The organism is Kocuria sp. cx-455 (genome assembly GCF_057707085.1).
Genome location: NZ_JBYIPM010000001.1, coordinates 213,120 through 228,620, shown reverse-complemented (window position 1 = coordinate 228,620; position 15,501 = coordinate 213,120). Strand labels below are relative to the sequence as shown.

At 65.2% G+C, this 15,501-nt stretch carries 13 protein-coding genes and 2 tRNA genes; 5 read left to right on the top strand and 10 right to left on the bottom strand.

Going from position 1 to position 15,501, the window contains the following annotated elements; all coding sequences use genetic code 11:
• Positions 1 to 100: 100 nt before the first annotated feature.
• Positions 101 to 2,752 (top strand): valine--tRNA ligase, encoded by a 2,652-nt coding sequence (gene valS, locus AC3ENJ_RS01070; protein WP_431812773.1) that lies wholly within the window; start codon positions 101 to 103, stop codon positions 2,750 to 2,752.
• A gap of 170 nt (positions 2,753 to 2,922) precedes the next feature.
• Here the strand turns inward: valS and AC3ENJ_RS01065 are convergent, their stop codons facing one another.
• The 6 genes from AC3ENJ_RS01065 to AC3ENJ_RS01040 form a co-directional block, all read right to left on the bottom strand.
• On the bottom strand, positions 2,923 to 3,525 hold the full coding sequence (locus AC3ENJ_RS01065) for a mycothiol-dependent nitroreductase Rv2466c family protein (RefSeq protein WP_190780239.1): 603 nt from the start codon (positions 3,523 to 3,525) through the stop codon (positions 2,923 to 2,925).
• 51 nt (positions 3,526 to 3,576) lie between these two features.
• Entirely contained in the window at positions 3,577 to 4,872 is a 1,296-nt protein-coding gene (gene clpX, locus AC3ENJ_RS01060; protein WP_190780238.1) for an ATP-dependent Clp protease ATP-binding subunit ClpX, read from the bottom strand.
• Positions 4,873 to 5,022: 150 nt separating this feature from the next.
• On the bottom strand, positions 5,023 to 5,682 hold the full coding sequence (locus tag AC3ENJ_RS01055; RefSeq protein WP_190780237.1) for an ATP-dependent Clp protease proteolytic subunit: 660 nt from the start codon (positions 5,680 to 5,682) through the stop codon (positions 5,023 to 5,025).
• Between the two features lie 47 nt (positions 5,683 to 5,729).
• The gene (locus AC3ENJ_RS01050; RefSeq protein WP_431812772.1) at positions 5,730 to 6,383 is read right to left on the bottom strand and encodes an ATP-dependent Clp protease proteolytic subunit; all 654 of its coding nucleotides are present in this window, start codon (positions 6,381 to 6,383) and stop codon (positions 5,730 to 5,732) included.
• Positions 6,384 to 6,613: 230 nt separating this feature from the next.
• Positions 6,614 to 7,966 (bottom strand): trigger factor, encoded by a 1,353-nt coding sequence (gene tig / locus AC3ENJ_RS01045; RefSeq protein ID WP_431812771.1) that lies wholly within the window; start codon positions 7,964 to 7,966, stop codon positions 6,614 to 6,616.
• A gap of 111 nt (positions 7,967 to 8,077) precedes the next feature.
• Positions 8,078 to 8,150: transfer RNA gene (locus tag AC3ENJ_RS01040), tRNA-Pro, on the bottom strand.
• Positions 8,151 to 8,332: 182 nt separating this feature from the next.
• Between AC3ENJ_RS01040 and AC3ENJ_RS01035 the strand changes: the two genes are divergently transcribed.
• Positions 8,333 to 8,403: transfer RNA gene (locus AC3ENJ_RS01035), tRNA-Gly, on the top strand.
• 212 nt (positions 8,404 to 8,615) lie between these two features.
• Here AC3ENJ_RS01035 and AC3ENJ_RS01030 read toward each other — a convergent pair.
• On the bottom strand, positions 8,616 to 9,539 hold the full coding sequence (locus AC3ENJ_RS01030; protein ID WP_431812770.1) for an Fpg/Nei family DNA glycosylase: 924 nt from the start codon (positions 9,537 to 9,539) through the stop codon (positions 8,616 to 8,618).
• Between the two features lie 2 nt (positions 9,540 to 9,541).
• The gene (locus AC3ENJ_RS01025; protein ID WP_431812769.1) at positions 9,542 to 10,054 is read right to left on the bottom strand and encodes a ribose-5-phosphate isomerase; all 513 of its coding nucleotides are present in this window, start codon (positions 10,052 to 10,054) and stop codon (positions 9,542 to 9,544) included.
• Positions 10,055 to 10,279: 225 nt separating this feature from the next.
• Here AC3ENJ_RS01025 and pepN point away from each other — a divergent pair, with 225 nt between their 5' ends.
• Together pepN and AC3ENJ_RS01015 are read left to right on the top strand one after the other, a co-directional pair.
• Entirely contained in the window at positions 10,280 to 12,856 is a 2,577-nt protein-coding gene (gene pepN / locus AC3ENJ_RS01020; RefSeq protein WP_431812768.1) for an aminopeptidase N, read from the top strand.
• Positions 12,853 to 13,389, top strand: a complete 537-nt coding sequence (locus AC3ENJ_RS01015; RefSeq protein WP_431812767.1) for a globin — start codon at positions 12,853 to 12,855, stop codon at positions 13,387 to 13,389. Before pepN ends, AC3ENJ_RS01015 begins: the two co-directional genes overlap by 4 nt.
• Here AC3ENJ_RS01015 and AC3ENJ_RS01010 read toward each other — a convergent pair whose 3' ends face one another.
• Both AC3ENJ_RS01010 and AC3ENJ_RS01005 read right to left on the bottom strand, forming a co-directional pair.
• Entirely contained in the window at positions 13,390 to 14,103 is a 714-nt protein-coding gene (locus AC3ENJ_RS01010; protein ID WP_431812766.1) for a DUF8185 domain-containing protein, read from the bottom strand.
• Positions 14,100 to 14,567 carry an acyl-CoA thioesterase gene (locus tag AC3ENJ_RS01005; protein ID WP_190780231.1) on the bottom strand — a complete coding sequence of 156 codons (468 nt, stop codon included), beginning with the start codon at positions 14,565 to 14,567 and terminating at the stop codon, positions 14,100 to 14,102. The genes AC3ENJ_RS01010 and AC3ENJ_RS01005 overlap by 4 nt, the downstream gene beginning before the upstream one ends.
• Before the next feature lie 43 nt (positions 14,568 to 14,610).
• On the opposite strand from AC3ENJ_RS01005, the gene AC3ENJ_RS01000 reads away from it, so the two are divergent.
• On the top strand, positions 14,611 to 15,501 hold the full coding sequence (locus tag AC3ENJ_RS01000; RefSeq protein ID WP_190807159.1) for an acyl-CoA thioesterase: 891 nt from the start codon (positions 14,611 to 14,613) through the stop codon (positions 15,499 to 15,501).

The window sequence follows — 15,501 nt, the reverse complement described above, 5'->3', positions numbered from 1 at the left end:
CGCCCGATTTATCCAGGGGAAATACTCAGTCACAATGGATTAGGACGTTGAACCCCGCGCCGGCCCGATCGCGCGCGGAGGGCATGAGAGACTGGGGCACATGGCACAACATTTTGAGGGTACAGACACGCCCAATTTCAGTGACACAGCCGCGACCACCACCGCGGTGACCGTTCCCGACAAGCCGGCGTTGGAGGGTCTGGAGGACAAGTACTCCGCGCAGTGGCGCGAGAACGGCACGTACGCCTTCGACGAGGACACCACGCGCGAGGCCGTCTACTCGATCGACACTCCCCCTCCCACGGCCTCCGGTTCCCTACACGTGGGACACATGTTCTCCTACACGCAGACCGACGTGATTGCCCGTTACCAGCGGATGAACGGCAAGAACGTGTTCTACCCGCTGGGCTGGGACGACAACGGCCTGCCCACCGAACGCCGCGTGCAGAACTACTACGGTGTGCGTTGCGAGCCCGGCAAGCCCTACATCGAGGGGTACCGTCCCCCGGAGAAGCCGGCCAAGAACCAGCGAGACTGGGACGTGGTGTCCCGCCAGAACTTCATCGAGCTGTGCGAAGAACTCGCCGTGGAGGACGAGAAGGTGTTCGAGCACCTCTTCTCCACCCTGGGTCTGTCCGTGGACTGGAACCGCACCTACCGCACCATTGATGCCCACTCCCGCAAGGTTTCGCAGCTGGCGTTCCTGAAGGACTACCAGGCCGGTAACGCCTACATGGCCGAGGCCCCCACCATGTGGGACGTCACGTTCCGCACCGCGGTGGCCCAGGCCGAACTCGAGGACCGCGAACGCGAGGGCGCCTATCACCGCGTCTCATTCCACCGCCCCGACGGGGAGAAGGTTTTCATCGAGACCACTCGCCCCGAGCTGCTGCCCGCGTGCGTGGCCCTGGTGGCCCACCCGGATGACGAGCGGTACCAGTCGCTGTTCGGCACCACCGTGCGCTCTCCCCTGTTCGACGTCGAGGTCGAGGTCAAGGCCCACCCGCTGGCCAAGCCCGACAAGGGTTCGGGTATCGCCATGATCTGTACCTTCGGCGACCTCACCGACGTCACCTGGTGGCGCGAGCTCAACCTGCCCACCCGCGCGTTGATCGGCCGCGACGGCCGGTTCCTCGCGGAGCAGCCCGAGTGGATCGGCGAGGGCGCCCCGGCCGAGAATTACGCGCAGGTTGCCGGGAAGACCGTGTTCTCCGCGCAGAAGGCCGTGGTGGAGTTGCTCGAGGCCTCCGGTGACCTGGAGGGCGAGCCCAAGAAAATCATGCACCCGGTGAACTTCTACGAAAAGGGCGACAAGCCCCTCGAAGTGGTCACCTCGCGCCAGTGGTACATCCGCAATGGTGGCCGTGATGCAGAGCGCCGGGAAGCACTGATCGAGCGGGGCCGTGAGATCTCGTGGCACCCCACCTTCATGCGCTCCCGCTACGAGAACTGGATCGAGGGGCTCAACGGTGACTGGCTGATCTCCCGCCAGCGGTTCTTCGGTGTGCCGTTCCCGGTCTGGTACCCGCTGGACGAGTCCGGTGAGCCGGACTACGACCATCCCGTGCTGCCCTCCGAGGATCAGCTGCCGGTGGATCCCACGGCCGATGTCGCTCCCGGTTACACCGAGCAGCAGCGCGATCATCCCGGTGGCTTCATGGCGGACCCGGATGTCCTGGACACGTGGGCCACCTCCTCGCTGACCCCGCAGATCGCGACCGGTTGGTCCGTGGACGAGAAGCTGCATGCCGCCACATTCCCCATGGATCTGCGCCCGCAGGGCCACGACATCATCCGCACCTGGCTGTTCTCGACCGTGGTACGGGCCGAGACGCTGGCGCAGACCGTGCCGTGGAAGCACACGGCGCTGTCCGGCTGGATCCTGGACCCGGACCGGAAGAAGATGTCCAAGTCCAAGGGCAACGTGGTGGTCCCCACCGATGTGCTCGAGAAGTACGGTTCGGACGCGGTCCGCTACTGGGCGGCCTCCGCCCGGCTGGGTGCGGACACCGCCTACGACGAGGGGCAGATGAAGATCGGGCGCCGGTTGGCCATCAAACTGCTCAACGCCTCCAAGTTCGTGCTGGCCCAGGGTGTCAGCGAGGCCTCCGTGTTGGGTTCGGGGACGGACGAGTCGGTGGTCGTCAACGGCCTGGACCGCGCCCTGCTGACGCAGTTGGCCGATGTGGTCACCCGTGCGAGCACCGCGTTCCAGGACTACGAGTACGCCCGCGCGCTCCAGCTGATCGAATCCTTCTTCTGGACCTTCACCGACGACTACGTGGAGCTGGTCAAGGACCGGGCCTACGGTTCGCGCGGTGAGGCGGCTCAGGCATCCGTGCACGCGGCCCTGGCCACCACGCTGGATACCCTGTTGCGGTTGTTCGCACCGTTCATTCCTTTCGCAACCGAAGAGGTCTGGTCCTGGTGGCGTGCGGGGTCGGTGCACCGGGCTTCCTGGCCCGTGATCGACGGGTTTGCCGGGCTTGCTCAGCAGGGCGATCCCGAGGTGCTTACCGTGGTGGGCGAGGCCCTGTCCGGGCTGCGCAAGTCCAAGTCCGAGGCCAAGGTCAAACAGCGCACCGCGGTCACCTCCGCGACCGTCTCGGGCCCGGCCGCTCAACTGGAGCAGCTACGCGCCGGCTTGGACGATCTCAAGGCCGCAGGTAACGCCGCGGACCTCACGCTCACGGACGCCGACGGCGAGCTGACCGTCAGTCACGTGCAGCTGGAAGCCGCCCTCGAGGCGTAGTCACACGCGCAGACCACAACGGCGGGCGAACCCTCGGGGATCGCCCGCCGCTGTCGTGCCACCTCCGGGCCCGGGTGCCGACATCCCGGTCCGTGAAAATGCAGTGACGCCCCCGCCGGAGGCAGTTATCCGGACCGGAATGTCGGCGCACACCCGTCGGCGGAGGATCCTCAGCTGAAGTCGGGGCCCTTTTCGCGGCCGCGCTTGAGTTCGTAGAAGCCGGGGTAGGAGGCCAGTGCGAGGGCACCGTCCCAGACCTTGCCCGCTTCCTCGCCCTTGGGTGCCGGGGTGAACACGGGGCCGAAGAAGCCCACGCCGTTCACGGCGATGCACGGGGTGCCGATGTCCTGGCCGGCTACCGCCTGGGCGGCCTCGGTGGACGCGCGGATCGCGGCGTCGTAGTCCTCGGAGTCCTTGGCGTCCGCGAGGTCCGCGGACAGACCGACCTCCGCGAGGGACTCCGTGATGATTTCCAGCTCGTCCTCCATGCCGCCCGGGTGACGGCGGGTGCCCATGGCGTCGTAGAGCTTCTTGTAGTACTCGTCGCCGTGCGCCTGGGCCGCGGCCTCGATCACCCGCACCATCCACATGGACTCGATGTGGCCCTGGTGGTGATTGTCCGGGTTGTTCTCGTTGAGGATGCCCAGCGAAATGATGCGCCAAGTGACCTCCACGTCACGGATTTGGACGACCTCTTCCATCCAGCGTGAGGTCATCCAGGCCCACGGGCACAGCGGATCGAACCAGAAATCTACGTGCTGCTTATCGGACATGCGGTTACCTTTCGACAAACGGGTACGTTGCTTTCACAGGGTGATCACGCCTCACGCGGACTTATGACGACGCCGCTCTTCTTCGATCATCTCGTGCGTGAAGATCTCCGGGTCGCTGAGTTTCGCCACGGAATCGGCGGTGACCAGAACCGCAGCGACATCATCGCGGCTGGGCAGGTCGAACATGACCGGCATGAGGATGTCTTCCAGAATGGCGCGCAGGCCGCGGGCACCGGTGCCCCGTTCAATGGCCAGTTCGGCAATGGCCTCGAGGGCCTGCGGGTCGAAGGTGAGTTCCACGCCGTCGATCTGGAAGAGCTTGCGGTACTGCTTGACCAGGGCGTTCTTGGGTTCGGTGAGGATCCGAACCATGTCCGAGACCGACAGTTTGGACAGCGTGGTCACAACTGGCAGGCGGCCGATGAACTCCGGGATCAGACCGAACTTCAACAGATCCTCGGGGCGCACCTGACCGGTGAGGTCCACCTCGGAAGTGTCTCGGATGGCGGCGCCAAAGCCAATGCCCTTCTTGCCCGTGCGCTGCTGGACGATCTCGTCCAGACCCGCGAACGCGCCGGCCACGATGAAAAGCACATTGGTGGTGTCGATGTGCAGGAACTCCTGCTGGGGGTGCTTGCGCCCACCCTGCGGAGGGACCGACGCCACCGTGCCCTCCAGAATTTTCAGGAGCGCTTGCTGGACCCCTTCACCCGATACGTCGCGCGTGATCGAGGGGTTCTCAGATTTACGAGAAATCTTGTCGATCTCGTCGATGTAAATAATCCCTTGCTCCGCTTTCTTGAGATCGAAATCGGCAGCTTGGATGAGTTTGAGGAGAATATTTTCAACGTCTTCACCTACGTATCCGGCCTCGGTGAGGGAAGTGGCATCCGCCACGGCGAACGGTACGTCCAGTTTACGAGCCAGGGACTGCGCCAGGTAGGTCTTACCGGAACCGGTGGGGCCCACCAACAAAATATTGGACTTGGCCACTTCGATGTCTTCTTCGTGACCGTCGGAACCGGCAATGGAGAGGGTCTGCCCGGAGACGCCCGCGCGGATGCGCTTGTAGTGGTTGTACACGGCCACGGACAGCGCACGCTTGGCGGTGTCCTGACCGATCACGTATTCCTGCAGATGATCATGGATCTGCTGCGGGCGCGGAAGCTCCACGTGGTCGGTTTCCTCGACCTCGGTGAGTTCCTCTTCGATGATCTCATTGCACAGTTCAATGCATTCATCGCAAATGTAGACGCGAGGCCCGGCAATGAGCTTGCGCACCTGCTTCTGGCTCTTACCGCAGAAGGAGCATTTGAGCAGGTCAACGCTCTCTCCGATGCGCGCCATAGCCAGTCCTCACAGTTCATCTCGATGTTTGCCCTCGGCGCCATTTTAGGCGAGGGCGGAAGGTGCGCCAAAGCTGGACACCGGTACGCGGTCAGCGGCGGCGTCGCCGGAGAAAATATCTCCCGCGACGCCGCTCAGCCTACGTCAGTTTTACTGCGTGACGGTGACCGGCTTGTTGATCTTCCGGGAATCCAACACCTGGTCGATGATGCCGTACTCCATGGCGTCCCTGGCGGTGAGGATCTTGTCGCGCTCGATGTCGCGGTTGATCTCCTCGCTGGACTTGTTGGTGTGCAGTGCCATGGTGTCTTCCAACCAGGTTCGCATGCGCATGATCTCGTTGGCCTGGATCTCGATGTCCGAGGCCTGACCGCCGCCCTGACCCTCCATGGCGGGCTGGTGGATGAGCACGCGAGCGTTGGGCAGCGCCAAGCGTTTGCCCGGGGTGCCACCGGCCAGCAGCACGGAGGCCGCGGACGCGGCCTGACCCAGGCACACGGTCTGGATCTCGGGACGGATGTACTGCATGGTGTCGTAAATGGCCGTCATGGCCGTGAACGATCCGCCCGGGGAGTTGATGTACATGGTGATGTCGCGGTCCGGGTCCTGGGACTCGAGCACCAGCAGCTGCGCCATGATGTCATCGGCGGAGGTGTCGTCCACCTGGACGCCCAGGAAGATGATGCGGTCTTCGAACAGCTTGGTGTACGGGTTCTGGCGGCGGTAGCCGTAGGGCGTGCGCTCTTCGAAGTCCGGAATCACGTAGCGGCTGGTGGGCAACTGCGGTGCAGTGGCGTGAGGCAAGTTCATTGGTCCGTCCTGAAATTCTTGAAGTGGTTCGTGGCAGCTACGGCTGGTTACTTGGATTCGCGCATGGTTCCGCCGCCACCGGTCACGTTGCCGGCGGACTGGGCGATGTGGTCGAAGAATCCGTACTCCAGGGCACGCTCGGCATCGAACCAGTTGTCGCGGTCGTTGTCGCGAAGGATGGTTTCGAGGTCCTGACCGGTCTGCTCGGCCGTGAGTTCGGCCAGGCGCTTCTTCATGGACAGGATCAGCTCGGCCTGCACGCGGATGTCCGAGGCCGTGCCGCCCATACCACCGGAGGGCTGGTGCATGAGGATGCGGGCGTTGGGGGTCGCGTAACGCTTTCCCTTAGTGCCCGAGGACAGCAGGAACTGTCCCATGGAGGCCGCCAGACCGGTGGCCACGGTGACCACGTCGTTGGGGATCAACTGCATGGTGTCGTAAATGGCCATGCCCGCGGTGACGGAGCCGCCCGGGGAGTTGATGTACAGGAAGATGTCCGCCTCGGGATCTTCAGCAGACAGCAACAGCATCTGCGAGCAGATCAGGTTGGCGTTGGTGTCACGCACCTCGGAACCGAGCCAGATGATGCGTTCCTTGAGCAAACGGTTGTAGACGTAATCGTCCTGACCGTTGTGCGCCCCGTCCTCCATGCGCGGAGTGACCGGTGCGGCACCGTACGGCTGGATGGGAGTGGAGGTCATGGAATGCCTCTTTCTTCTGGGCGGGGTCGCGCACGGCGACCCATGAACACTTTCTGTCTCAGCAGCGTAGTGCCGCACCCGCACCGTTTCGCAGGCTCAGGGGCATTGTTCGCTGCTGGCGCATGGTCCCGGACACACGACGACGCCGCAGGCTGCCTTCGCGTGGAAGGCCCCCTGCGGCGTCGTCGTGAGCAACTCTGTGAACCCGCCTCGGCAGGGCTCACAAACGCTTACTTGGCGTCGGTCTCGACAGTCTCTGCCTCTTCGGCAGCGGCGTCGTCCTCGGTGTCGGCGCCGACGAAGGCGGACAGGTCTACATCGGCACCCGTGGAGTCGGTGACCGTGGCGTACTCGAGGACCTTGGCGAGAGCCTTACGACGGCGCACCTCGCCCACCATCATGCCGGCCTGCCCGGAGCCGTCCAGCATCTGAGCGAACTGGTTGGGGTCCATGCCGTACTGCTGGGACATGTTGACGATGTAGTCGATCAGCTCGGACTGCTCCACGCCGACCTCTTCGGCCTCGGCCACGGCGTCGAGGATGATCTCGTTGCGGAAGGCGGTCTCGGCGTTGGCGCGAACCTCGGCGCGGTGCTCTTCGGTGTCGTGATCGGGCTCAGCCGACGCCTGGGCCTGCTCGGAATCGAAGTGCTGGGACAGCTGATCCTCAATGACCTTCTCCGGAACCGGGACCTCGATGAGTTCCACGAGCTTGTCCAGGATCTTGTCGCGGGCTTCGATACCCTGCTCGACCACGGCGGACTCGCCGGCCTGCTTCTTGAGGTCTTCCTTGAGCTCGGCAATGGTGTCGAACTCGGAAGCCAGCTGAGCGAACTCGTCGTCGGCCTCGGGCAGCTCGCGCTCCTTGACGGCGGTGACCTTCACCTTGACGGTGGCATCCGCACCGGAGTGCTCGCCACCGGCCAGCTTGGTCTCGAAGGTGGCGTCCTCGTCGGCGGAGAGACCGGTCACGGCCTCGTCCATGCCTTCGAGCATGGTTCCCGAGCCCACCTCGTAGGACAGGTCGTTGGCGGCGTCCACTTCTTCACCGTCGACCAGGGCCTGCAGGTCCAGGGTCACGTGGTCGCCCTCGGCTGCGGGGCGGTCCACGGACTTGAGGGTGCCGAAACGAGCGCGCAGCTCGTCCAGTGCCTTCTGCTCATCCTCGGCGGATGCCTCGCGGGCCTCCACCTCGACCTTGAGACCCTTGTAATCGGGCAGCTCGATTTCCGGGCGAATGGCCACGCTGATCTCGACCTTGGTATCGGCCTCGCGGTCATCCGATTCCGGCTTGGCCAGAACCTCGACCTGCGGCTGGGACAGCGGGGTCAACTCGTTCTCGGCCAGCGCCTGCTGGTAGAAGTCGTTGAGGCCCTCGTTCAGGGCGTTCTCGATCACGAAGTCGAAGCCAACGCGCTGGTCGATGAGCTTCGAGGGGACCTTACCCTTGCGGAATCCGGGGATCTGAATCTGATCGGCCAACTGCTTGTACGTCTGTGCGACAAACGGCTTGAGATCGGCGTAAGGGATCTCAACGGTGATCTTCGCCTCGGTGGGGTTGAGTTTCTCGACGGCGCTCTTCACTTCCGTTGTACTCCTGGGGTCGTGGATGGACAGTTCTCACGGGCCAGGTTTGGCCCGGTCGGTCAACGAGCGCTCCCCCTTCTTAGCTGCGGGCGGGTGAGCGCTCAGACGTCGGGGTGACAGGACTCGAACCTGCGATCTCCTGCTCCCAAAGCAGGCGCGCTAGCCACTGCGCTACACCCCGTAGTCGGTGTATATCCGTGCATTGATGCCCGTCCGCGGGCACAAAAATAGCCCTGGGACACACCAACAACGTGTAAGTCTACCGTGTCATGGGCCCCCGGGCTGCAATTCGGCCCGCGCAGCCGCCGCATCGGTGCTCAATTGGCGAGCACCGAACGGCTCGTGTAATCTTTCGGTGTCCCCGGGGGTGTAGCTCAATGGTAGAGCCCCAGTCTTCCAAACTGGCTACGCGGGTTCGATTCCCGTCACCCCCTCACAGGTACACAGCGGCCCCGCACTGATCAGTGCGGGGCCGCTGCGCTGTTCCCGGGCCTCGACCCGTTCCCTTCCCCGCACATGAGGTGGCGTTAGAACCACGGGGCACCTATGAGGTGTTGGTGGGACCCTCGACCGAGTCAGGGAGGGTTCTTACGACACATGAGGTGTGGCGGAGGGCCCTAGTGGCGCACAGGATGCGCGCCGTCCGCTACTTCTGGCACTGCGGGCACCAATAGAGCGCTCGACCGTTGAGCTCCTGGCGCAACACGGTGGTGCCGCAGTGCAGGCACGGCTGACCGTGGCGGTGGTACACGTAGTTCCCGTGGTGGGGCCAGGCTTCGGCCTCCGGAACACCGGGGCGATCCACGGGGTCGGTGGTGATGATGCGACCCACCCGCACGCCGATGTTCATGAGCGCAACGTTCTCCTCCCACAGCCCCACGAGGTCCTCCCGGCTCAGCGACGTGCCGGGACGGAAGGGGTTGACCTTTCGGCGGAACAGGGATTCCGCCCGGAAAATGTTGCCGATACCGGCCACCACGTTCTGCTCCATCAGCAGCACGGCAATCGGGCGTTTGCTCTGACCGGCCTTGGCGATAAACGGTTCGGGGTCCGCATCGGGGTCGAGCGGGTCCGGACCCAGCTTGGCCTCCGCCACCGCGGCCTCTTCCGGTGTCTCCACGGTGCACAGCGCCGGCCCGCGCAGATCCGCCCACCCGTGCTCCCCCACCAGCCGGGCACGGACGGCACCGACGGGAGCGTCGGGAACGACCAGTCCGGCGTCGTCGTACTCGACGGTGGACTCGGTCGCGGAACCGGTTTCCTGCTCGCCCACCTTGCGGGGTGCCCCGATCGACGACGCCGCCCGGAACGTTTCGTCGCCGGCGAAACTCCACGCCCCGTAAATACCGAGGTGCGAGCGGAGAATGAGGATGTCAGCCGCATCGGACGGTGCGGCGAAACTCATGAAGAGCTGTTTGCCGTGAGCGCGGGCGCCGGCGAGGACGCGGCCGTCGAGCTGGGCCGCGCCGTGGGCGAAACGGCCCTGCGGGCTGGAGATCCGCACGGTCTGGCCCGCGAAAACGTCCTCGAGCTGGCGAGCGAGCCGGTGAACCGAGTGGCCTTCGGGCACGGTCAGTTCCGGGCGACGGGGCGCGCGGTGACCTGGTCGAGCTTGCCCCGGATGTCCCCGGTGGTTTCGTACTCGCCCAGCTGGGCAATGCGGCGCTCGTGGCGTTCTTCGCCGGTGAACTCTTCGGCGAGGAACGCCTTCACGATCTCCAGCGCCTCCTCCTGGGAGTGCTGGCGGCCGCCGATGGCCACGACCTGGGCGTTGTTGTGCTCCCGGGCGAGCTTGGCGGTGTCCAGGTTCCAGGCCAGGGCGGCACGGATTCCCTGAACCTTGTTGGCGGCCATTTGCTCGCCGTTGCCCGAGCCGCCGAGCACGATGCCCAGGGAGTCCAGACCCTGATCGCGGTCTTCCTTCACGGCGCGGGCGGCGTGAATGCAGAAGGCGGGGTAGTCGTCGGCGGCGTCGTACTCCTGGGGGCCGTGGTCGACCATCTCGTAACCCGCGGCGGACAGCCGATCGATAAAGTACTGGGACAGTTCGAGACCGGCGTGGTCGGTGGCAATGTGCACGCGCATGAGCGGGGTTTCTCCTGGATCAGGTGCGGCACCGGGGACATTCACCCGGTCGGCCGCCGAGAGCTTTCTGACACCCACCACCGTACCGTGAGCACCCCGGAACGCACTGATCGGAAGGATCACGGCCCGTGCCGCTGTGATCTCGGCCGCAGACTGCCATAATGGCTAGATGCTCGCGCGCCCGGTGTGCGCATGCCCCCCGCAGTCGAGGAGAGGATCACTCACGTGCCCGGAATCAATGTGACCCGAGAGGAAGCCGTCCAGCGGGCGGAGACTGTGTCGGTCGATTCCTACGATGTGGTCCTGGATCTCACCGAGGATCCGGAGACGTTCCCCGCACGCACCACGGTGCGCTTCACGGCCACACCCGGTGCCAGTACCTTCATCGATGCGATCACCGCGTCCGTTGAGTCCGTGAGCCTCAACGGCAAGCAGCTGGACCCGTCCCAGGTCAGCGACGGCGCGCGGATCCAGCTCCCCGATCTCGCGGAATCCAACGAGCTGGTCGTAGAATCCCGGATGAACTACATGAACACCGGAGAGGGCCTGCACCGCTTCGTGGACCCGGTCGACGGTGAGGTGTACCTCTACACCCAGTTCGAGGTGGCCGACGCCCGCCGCATGTTCCCGGTGTTCGAACAACCCGATCTGAAGGCCACCTTTCGTTTTGTGGTGACCGCCCCGCGGCACTGGGCCGTGGTGTCCAACCAGCCCACCCCGGAACCGGTTGCCGTGCGCGAGGGCGTCTCGTGCTGGGAATTCTCCCCCACACCCAGAATGTCCTGCTACATCACCGCGTTGATCGCCGGCCCCTACGAGTCCCTCACCGACTCGTTGACCTCCTCGGACGGGCGCACCGTTGACCTGGGGTTGTATGCGCGCAAGTCGCTGGCCGAGCACGTGGACGCGGCCGAGATGTTCGAGGTGACCAAGCAGGGCTTCGAGTTCTTCGAATCACAGTTCGGCGTGCCCTACCCGTTCGAGAAGTACGACCAGCTGTTCGTCCCCCAGTTCAATGCCGGTGCCATGGAGAATGCCGGTGCCGTGACGTTCGTGGAGCAGTACATCTTCCGGTCCAAACCCTCACAGGCCCGCGTGGAGCGCCGCGCCATCACCGTGTTGCACGAACTCGCGCACATGTGGTTCGGCGACCTGGTGACCATGCGCTGGTGGAACGACTTGTGGCTCAATGAGTCCTTCGCCGAGTACATGTCCACGCTCGCGTGCGCGCAGAACACCAAGTACACCAACGCGTGGACCACGTTCGTGGCGGGTGAGAAGTCCTGGGGTTACGAGCAGGACCAGTTGCCCACCACCCACCCCATCAAGGCCGAGATCCGCGACCTCGAGGACGTGCTGGTCAATTTCGACGGCATCACCTACGCCAAGGGTGCCTCGGTGCTCAAGCAGCTCGTCGCCTGGGTGGGCCAGGACGAGTTCATGACCGGGCTCAACGCGTACTTCGGCAAGCACGCGTGGGCCAACACCGAGCTGGCCGATCTGATGGTCGAACTCGAAGCGGCCAGCGGACGCGACCTCACCGATTGGACGCAGCGGTGGCTTGAAACCGCGGGCGTCAACACCCTGATCCCGCACGTCGAGGCGGACGAGGACGGTGTGATCACCTCCTTCGGCATCGAGCAGATCGGTCAGGAGGGTCACCCGACCCTGCGTCCGCACCGGTTGGCGGTGGGCTTCTACGACCACGACGACGCCGCCGGGCGCCTGGTGCGCACCCACCGTGTGGAGCTGGACGTGGACGGCGAACGAACCGAGGTGGCCGAACTCGTGGGTCGTGAGCGACCGGACCTCGTGCTCCTCAATGACGATGACCTGGCCTACGCCAAGATCCGCCTGGACGAGTGTTCTCAGGACACCGCGGCCAACCACCTGGGCGATTTCGAGGAATCCCTCCCCCGCTCCCTCGTGTGGGGTGCGGCGTGGGATTCGGTGCATGACGGCGTGTCCCCCGCCCGCGAGTACGTCCAGCTGGTGCTGGCCAACATCGGCCGCGAGACCGATTCCACGGCGGTTCAGGTGCAGCTGCGCCAACTCGATACCGTGCTCGATTATTACCTGGCGCCGCAGGAGGCGGACGAGATCCGTGCGGGCGCTGCCGCCACGATCTGGGAACTGGTCGAAGCCTCGGCACCGGGCTCGGATCACCAGTGGCAGTTCTTCCGCGCCTTCGCCCGCCGTGCCGTGACGGCCGAGCAGTTCGATCAGCTCGAGGCCTTCGAGCGGGGCGAGAACGTTCCCTCCGGCGTGGACATGGACACCGACACCCGCTGGGTCGTCCTCACCGCGCTCGTGGCCGCCGGCCGCCGTGGCGAGTCCGAGATCGACCACGCCCTGTCCCAGGACAACACGGAGACGGGTGCCATTGCCGCCGCGACCGCGCGTGCGGCGATCCCCACCGCGCAGGCTAAGGCCGCGGCCTGGCAGCAGATCGTGGTGGACGGATTACTGCCCAACTCGCAGCAGCAGGCGGCGATTGCGGGGTTCTTCCGCGTGCACGACACGGCCCTGGTGGCCCCGTACGCGGAGAGGTATTTCGCGGCGGTCACCGATGTGTGGACCACTCGCACGCATGAACTGTCGCAGCAGATCGCGGCGGGCTTGTTCCCGCGCATCGCCACCCAGGAGACGGTCGACGCCGCCCAGGGGTTCCTGGATCGCCTGGCGGGAGAGCACAACGGGCTGCGCCGCATCGTGCTGGAACGCCAGGACTCGATCCGCCGCGCCGTAGCGGCTCAGGCCGTGGACGCCGCATCCGCAGCACACGAGGACAGCACCGCATGAGCACTCCCGAACAACCTCCCCTGAATCCCCAGGCAGGCCGCACCGAGGGGCGGCGCACCTTCACCCTGGGCGCCGTGGGCTCCCGGTCCGCCGTACAGCCCATGACGCAACCCCCGCCGCAGGTGGGTGACGCGCGCGAGGCGGCCGAAGCGGCGTCGTCGGACTCGTTTTACGCCCAGGTAGGTGGGCACGAGACATTCGTCAAACTCACGAGCGAGTTCTACCAGCGCGTGGCCCAGGACGAGGACTTCAAGGCCCTGTACCCCGAGGAGGACCTGGGGCCGGCCGAACGGCGGCTGCGGATGTTCCTCGAACAGTACTGGGGCGGGCCCACCACGTATTCGCAGGAACGCGGTCATCCTCGATTGCGGATGCGGCACGCACCGTTTCCCGTGGACACCTGGGCGCGGGAAACGTGGCTCAAACACATGCGCGCCGCTTTGGACACCCTGCAGTTGTCGCCCCTGCATGACGGCATCATGTGGGATTACTTCGACCGGGCCGCTCACGCCATGGTGAACCGTCCGGGCTGATCAGCGCTGAGCGTTCTTGACCACCACGTGGCCGGCCTGCGTGCTGACCCTGAGCCACTGCCCGGATTCCTCCGCGGCCACGGTCACCTCGACCTCGGACGGCGGAATGAACCCCAGGACGTCCAGGCCGAACGCTGCGCCGTCGGGAATGTCCGGAACTTCCAGGGGGCCCCAGCCGGAACTTGCACCCCAGATTTCCGAGCGCACCTTGGACACGACCGCGGCACCGGAATCGGTGGGGACGGTGTCCGCGACCTTCTGGATTCCCGCCCGAGCCACGTCACGCACATGATGGGCGGACACGACGCCGCGCTTGGCCCAACCGCTGCGCGGGGCGACCATCCCCGCCCACGGGGCCGCAACCTCCTGCGGGGGTGCGCTGATACGGACCAGTTCGCTCGAGGTGGTCGGGTCGGCCAGGGAGAACCGGGCCAATCGATCGAGGATGGCCGAGGCGGGCACGGTGAGGTCCAGGTCCGAGGGGCGCGCCAGCGTCACCGCGCGCAGACCCAGCACCACCGGCGACCGATCCATGAGGGTCGAGGGGTAGATCACCGGAACCCACGTGGCCAGGGCGTGGCCGAAGCCCTGGAGCCGTACCGCGGCGTTCGCGTCGAGGCTGCGGGCGCGGCTCAGCAGGGTGGCCAGGTCGGAGGCTTCGGCGGGGCCGGCCAGGAAAATACCGGGGCTGCGCTGGTCCCCAGAGTGTGTCATCGTTCGTCGAGCTCCTTGACCTCATCTGCCAGGGCGTCCAAGAGGGCCTTGTGGTCCTCCGACAGTTTTTGACTCTTTCCCGTGTCCGGGTCCATTAAGACCATCACGGATTCACCCTCCGCGTAAACAGTCGAACCGTCCTCTTCCTGCAACAGGTAGGAAATCGTGAAGGACGAACCCCCCACCTTGGAGATCCAGGTTTGCACGTACACCGGTTCGTGGCGGTAGAACAATTGCTTCTTGTAATCGATGCTCTGATGCACCACCACGGTGCGGATGTCCCCGATCGACTCACGGAACGTGGTGTCCTCCGGGATCCCATGATCCGCGTTCGCCTTGATGGGGGACGAGGTCAGGCGCACACGGGCGTCCTCGAAGAACCGCACCATGATCACATTGTTGATGTGGCCGTAGGCGTCCATGTCCGAGAATCGCATTTGAAGGGGAATGGTTAGCGAGGTCATGCCCCCATCAGATCACATCCGGGCCAGCACTAGGATGGAGCACATGAGTGTTGATCCCCAGAAGGAACCCGTGAAAGCCCTGCTCCACATGCTGGACCTGGCAGACGGTGGAGGGGCCAGAACCCTCGAGGACATTTTCGTCGGTCAGACGATCACGAGCATGCGCAATCGGGTGTACGGCGGGCAAGTCCTTGCTCAGGCCGCGATGGCGGCCATGCGGACGGTTCCCGAGGAACGGGCCATCCACTCGTTGCACGCGTACTTCCTGCGCCCCGGGGACGTGAATTTCCCGATCACCTTTGGTGTGGAGCGCGTTCGCGACGGGCGTTCCTTCTCCGCCCGCCGGATCCACGCCTACCAGGACGGCAAGACCATCCTGTCCATGATTGCGTCGTTCCAGGCTCCCGCGGGCGGCCTGGATCACCAGGACGACATGCCGGCCGGCGTCCCGGACCCCGAGTCGCTACCCACCCTGCGCGATCTGCTGGGCAGTATCGACCTCCCGGAGGCCCGGGCCACCGCGTTCGAGCGTCCGTTCGACATGCGCTACGTGACCGAGCCCCTGTTCCTGCCGTGGCGCGGCACCCACGAGGCGTACAACGCCGTGTGGATCAAGGCGCTCGCGCCTCTGCCCGATGACCCCCACATCCACCGCGCGGCCCTGGCCTACGCCTCCGACTACACGATGCTCGAACCCGTGCTGCGCCGCCACGGTAAATCCTGGGTCGAACCCGGCCTCAACGTGGCGTCCCTGGATCACGCCATGTGGTGGCACCGCGACGCGCGCGCGGACGAATGGATCCTGTATGTCCAGGCCTCCCCCAGCGCATCCTCGGCCCGCGGTTTGGGCGTGGGTCGCATGTTCACGCGGGACGGCACGTTGATCGCCACCACCGCCCAAGAGGGCATGATGCGCCTGCCGGATTTCCCCTGA

Bases quoted from the DNA above. Each gene is read 5' to 3' on its own strand.
- AC3ENJ_RS01025 (WP_431812769.1), bottom strand. From the start codon at position 10,054: ATGCGCGTGCACATTGCCACCGACCACGCCGGTCTCGAACTGTCCCAG.
- AC3ENJ_RS01010 (WP_431812766.1), bottom strand. From the start codon at position 14,103: ATGACACACTCTGGGGACCAGCGCAGCCCCGGTATTTTCCTGGCCGGC.
- AC3ENJ_RS01005 (WP_190780231.1), bottom strand. From the start codon at position 14,567: ATGACCTCGCTAACCATTCCCCTTCAAATGCGATTCTCGGACATGGAC.
- AC3ENJ_RS01000 (WP_190807159.1), top strand. From the start codon at position 14,611: ATGAGTGTTGATCCCCAGAAGGAACCCGTGAAAGCCCTGCTCCACATG.
- valS (WP_431812773.1), top strand. From the start codon at position 101: ATGGCACAACATTTTGAGGGTACAGACACGCCCAATTTCAGTGACACA.
- AC3ENJ_RS01065 (WP_190780239.1), bottom strand. From the start codon at position 3,525: ATGTCCGATAAGCAGCACGTAGATTTCTGGTTCGATCCGCTGTGCCCG.
- clpX (WP_190780238.1), bottom strand. From the start codon at position 4,872: ATGGCGCGCATCGGAGAGAGCGTTGACCTGCTCAAATGCTCCTTCTGC.
- AC3ENJ_RS01050 (WP_431812772.1), bottom strand. From the start codon at position 6,383: ATGACCTCCACTCCCATCCAGCCGTACGGTGCCGCACCGGTCACTCCG.
- AC3ENJ_RS01015 (WP_431812767.1), top strand. From the start codon at position 12,853: ATGAGCACTCCCGAACAACCTCCCCTGAATCCCCAGGCAGGCCGCACC.
- AC3ENJ_RS01055 (WP_190780237.1), bottom strand. From the start codon at position 5,682: ATGAACTTGCCTCACGCCACTGCACCGCAGTTGCCCACCAGCCGCTAC.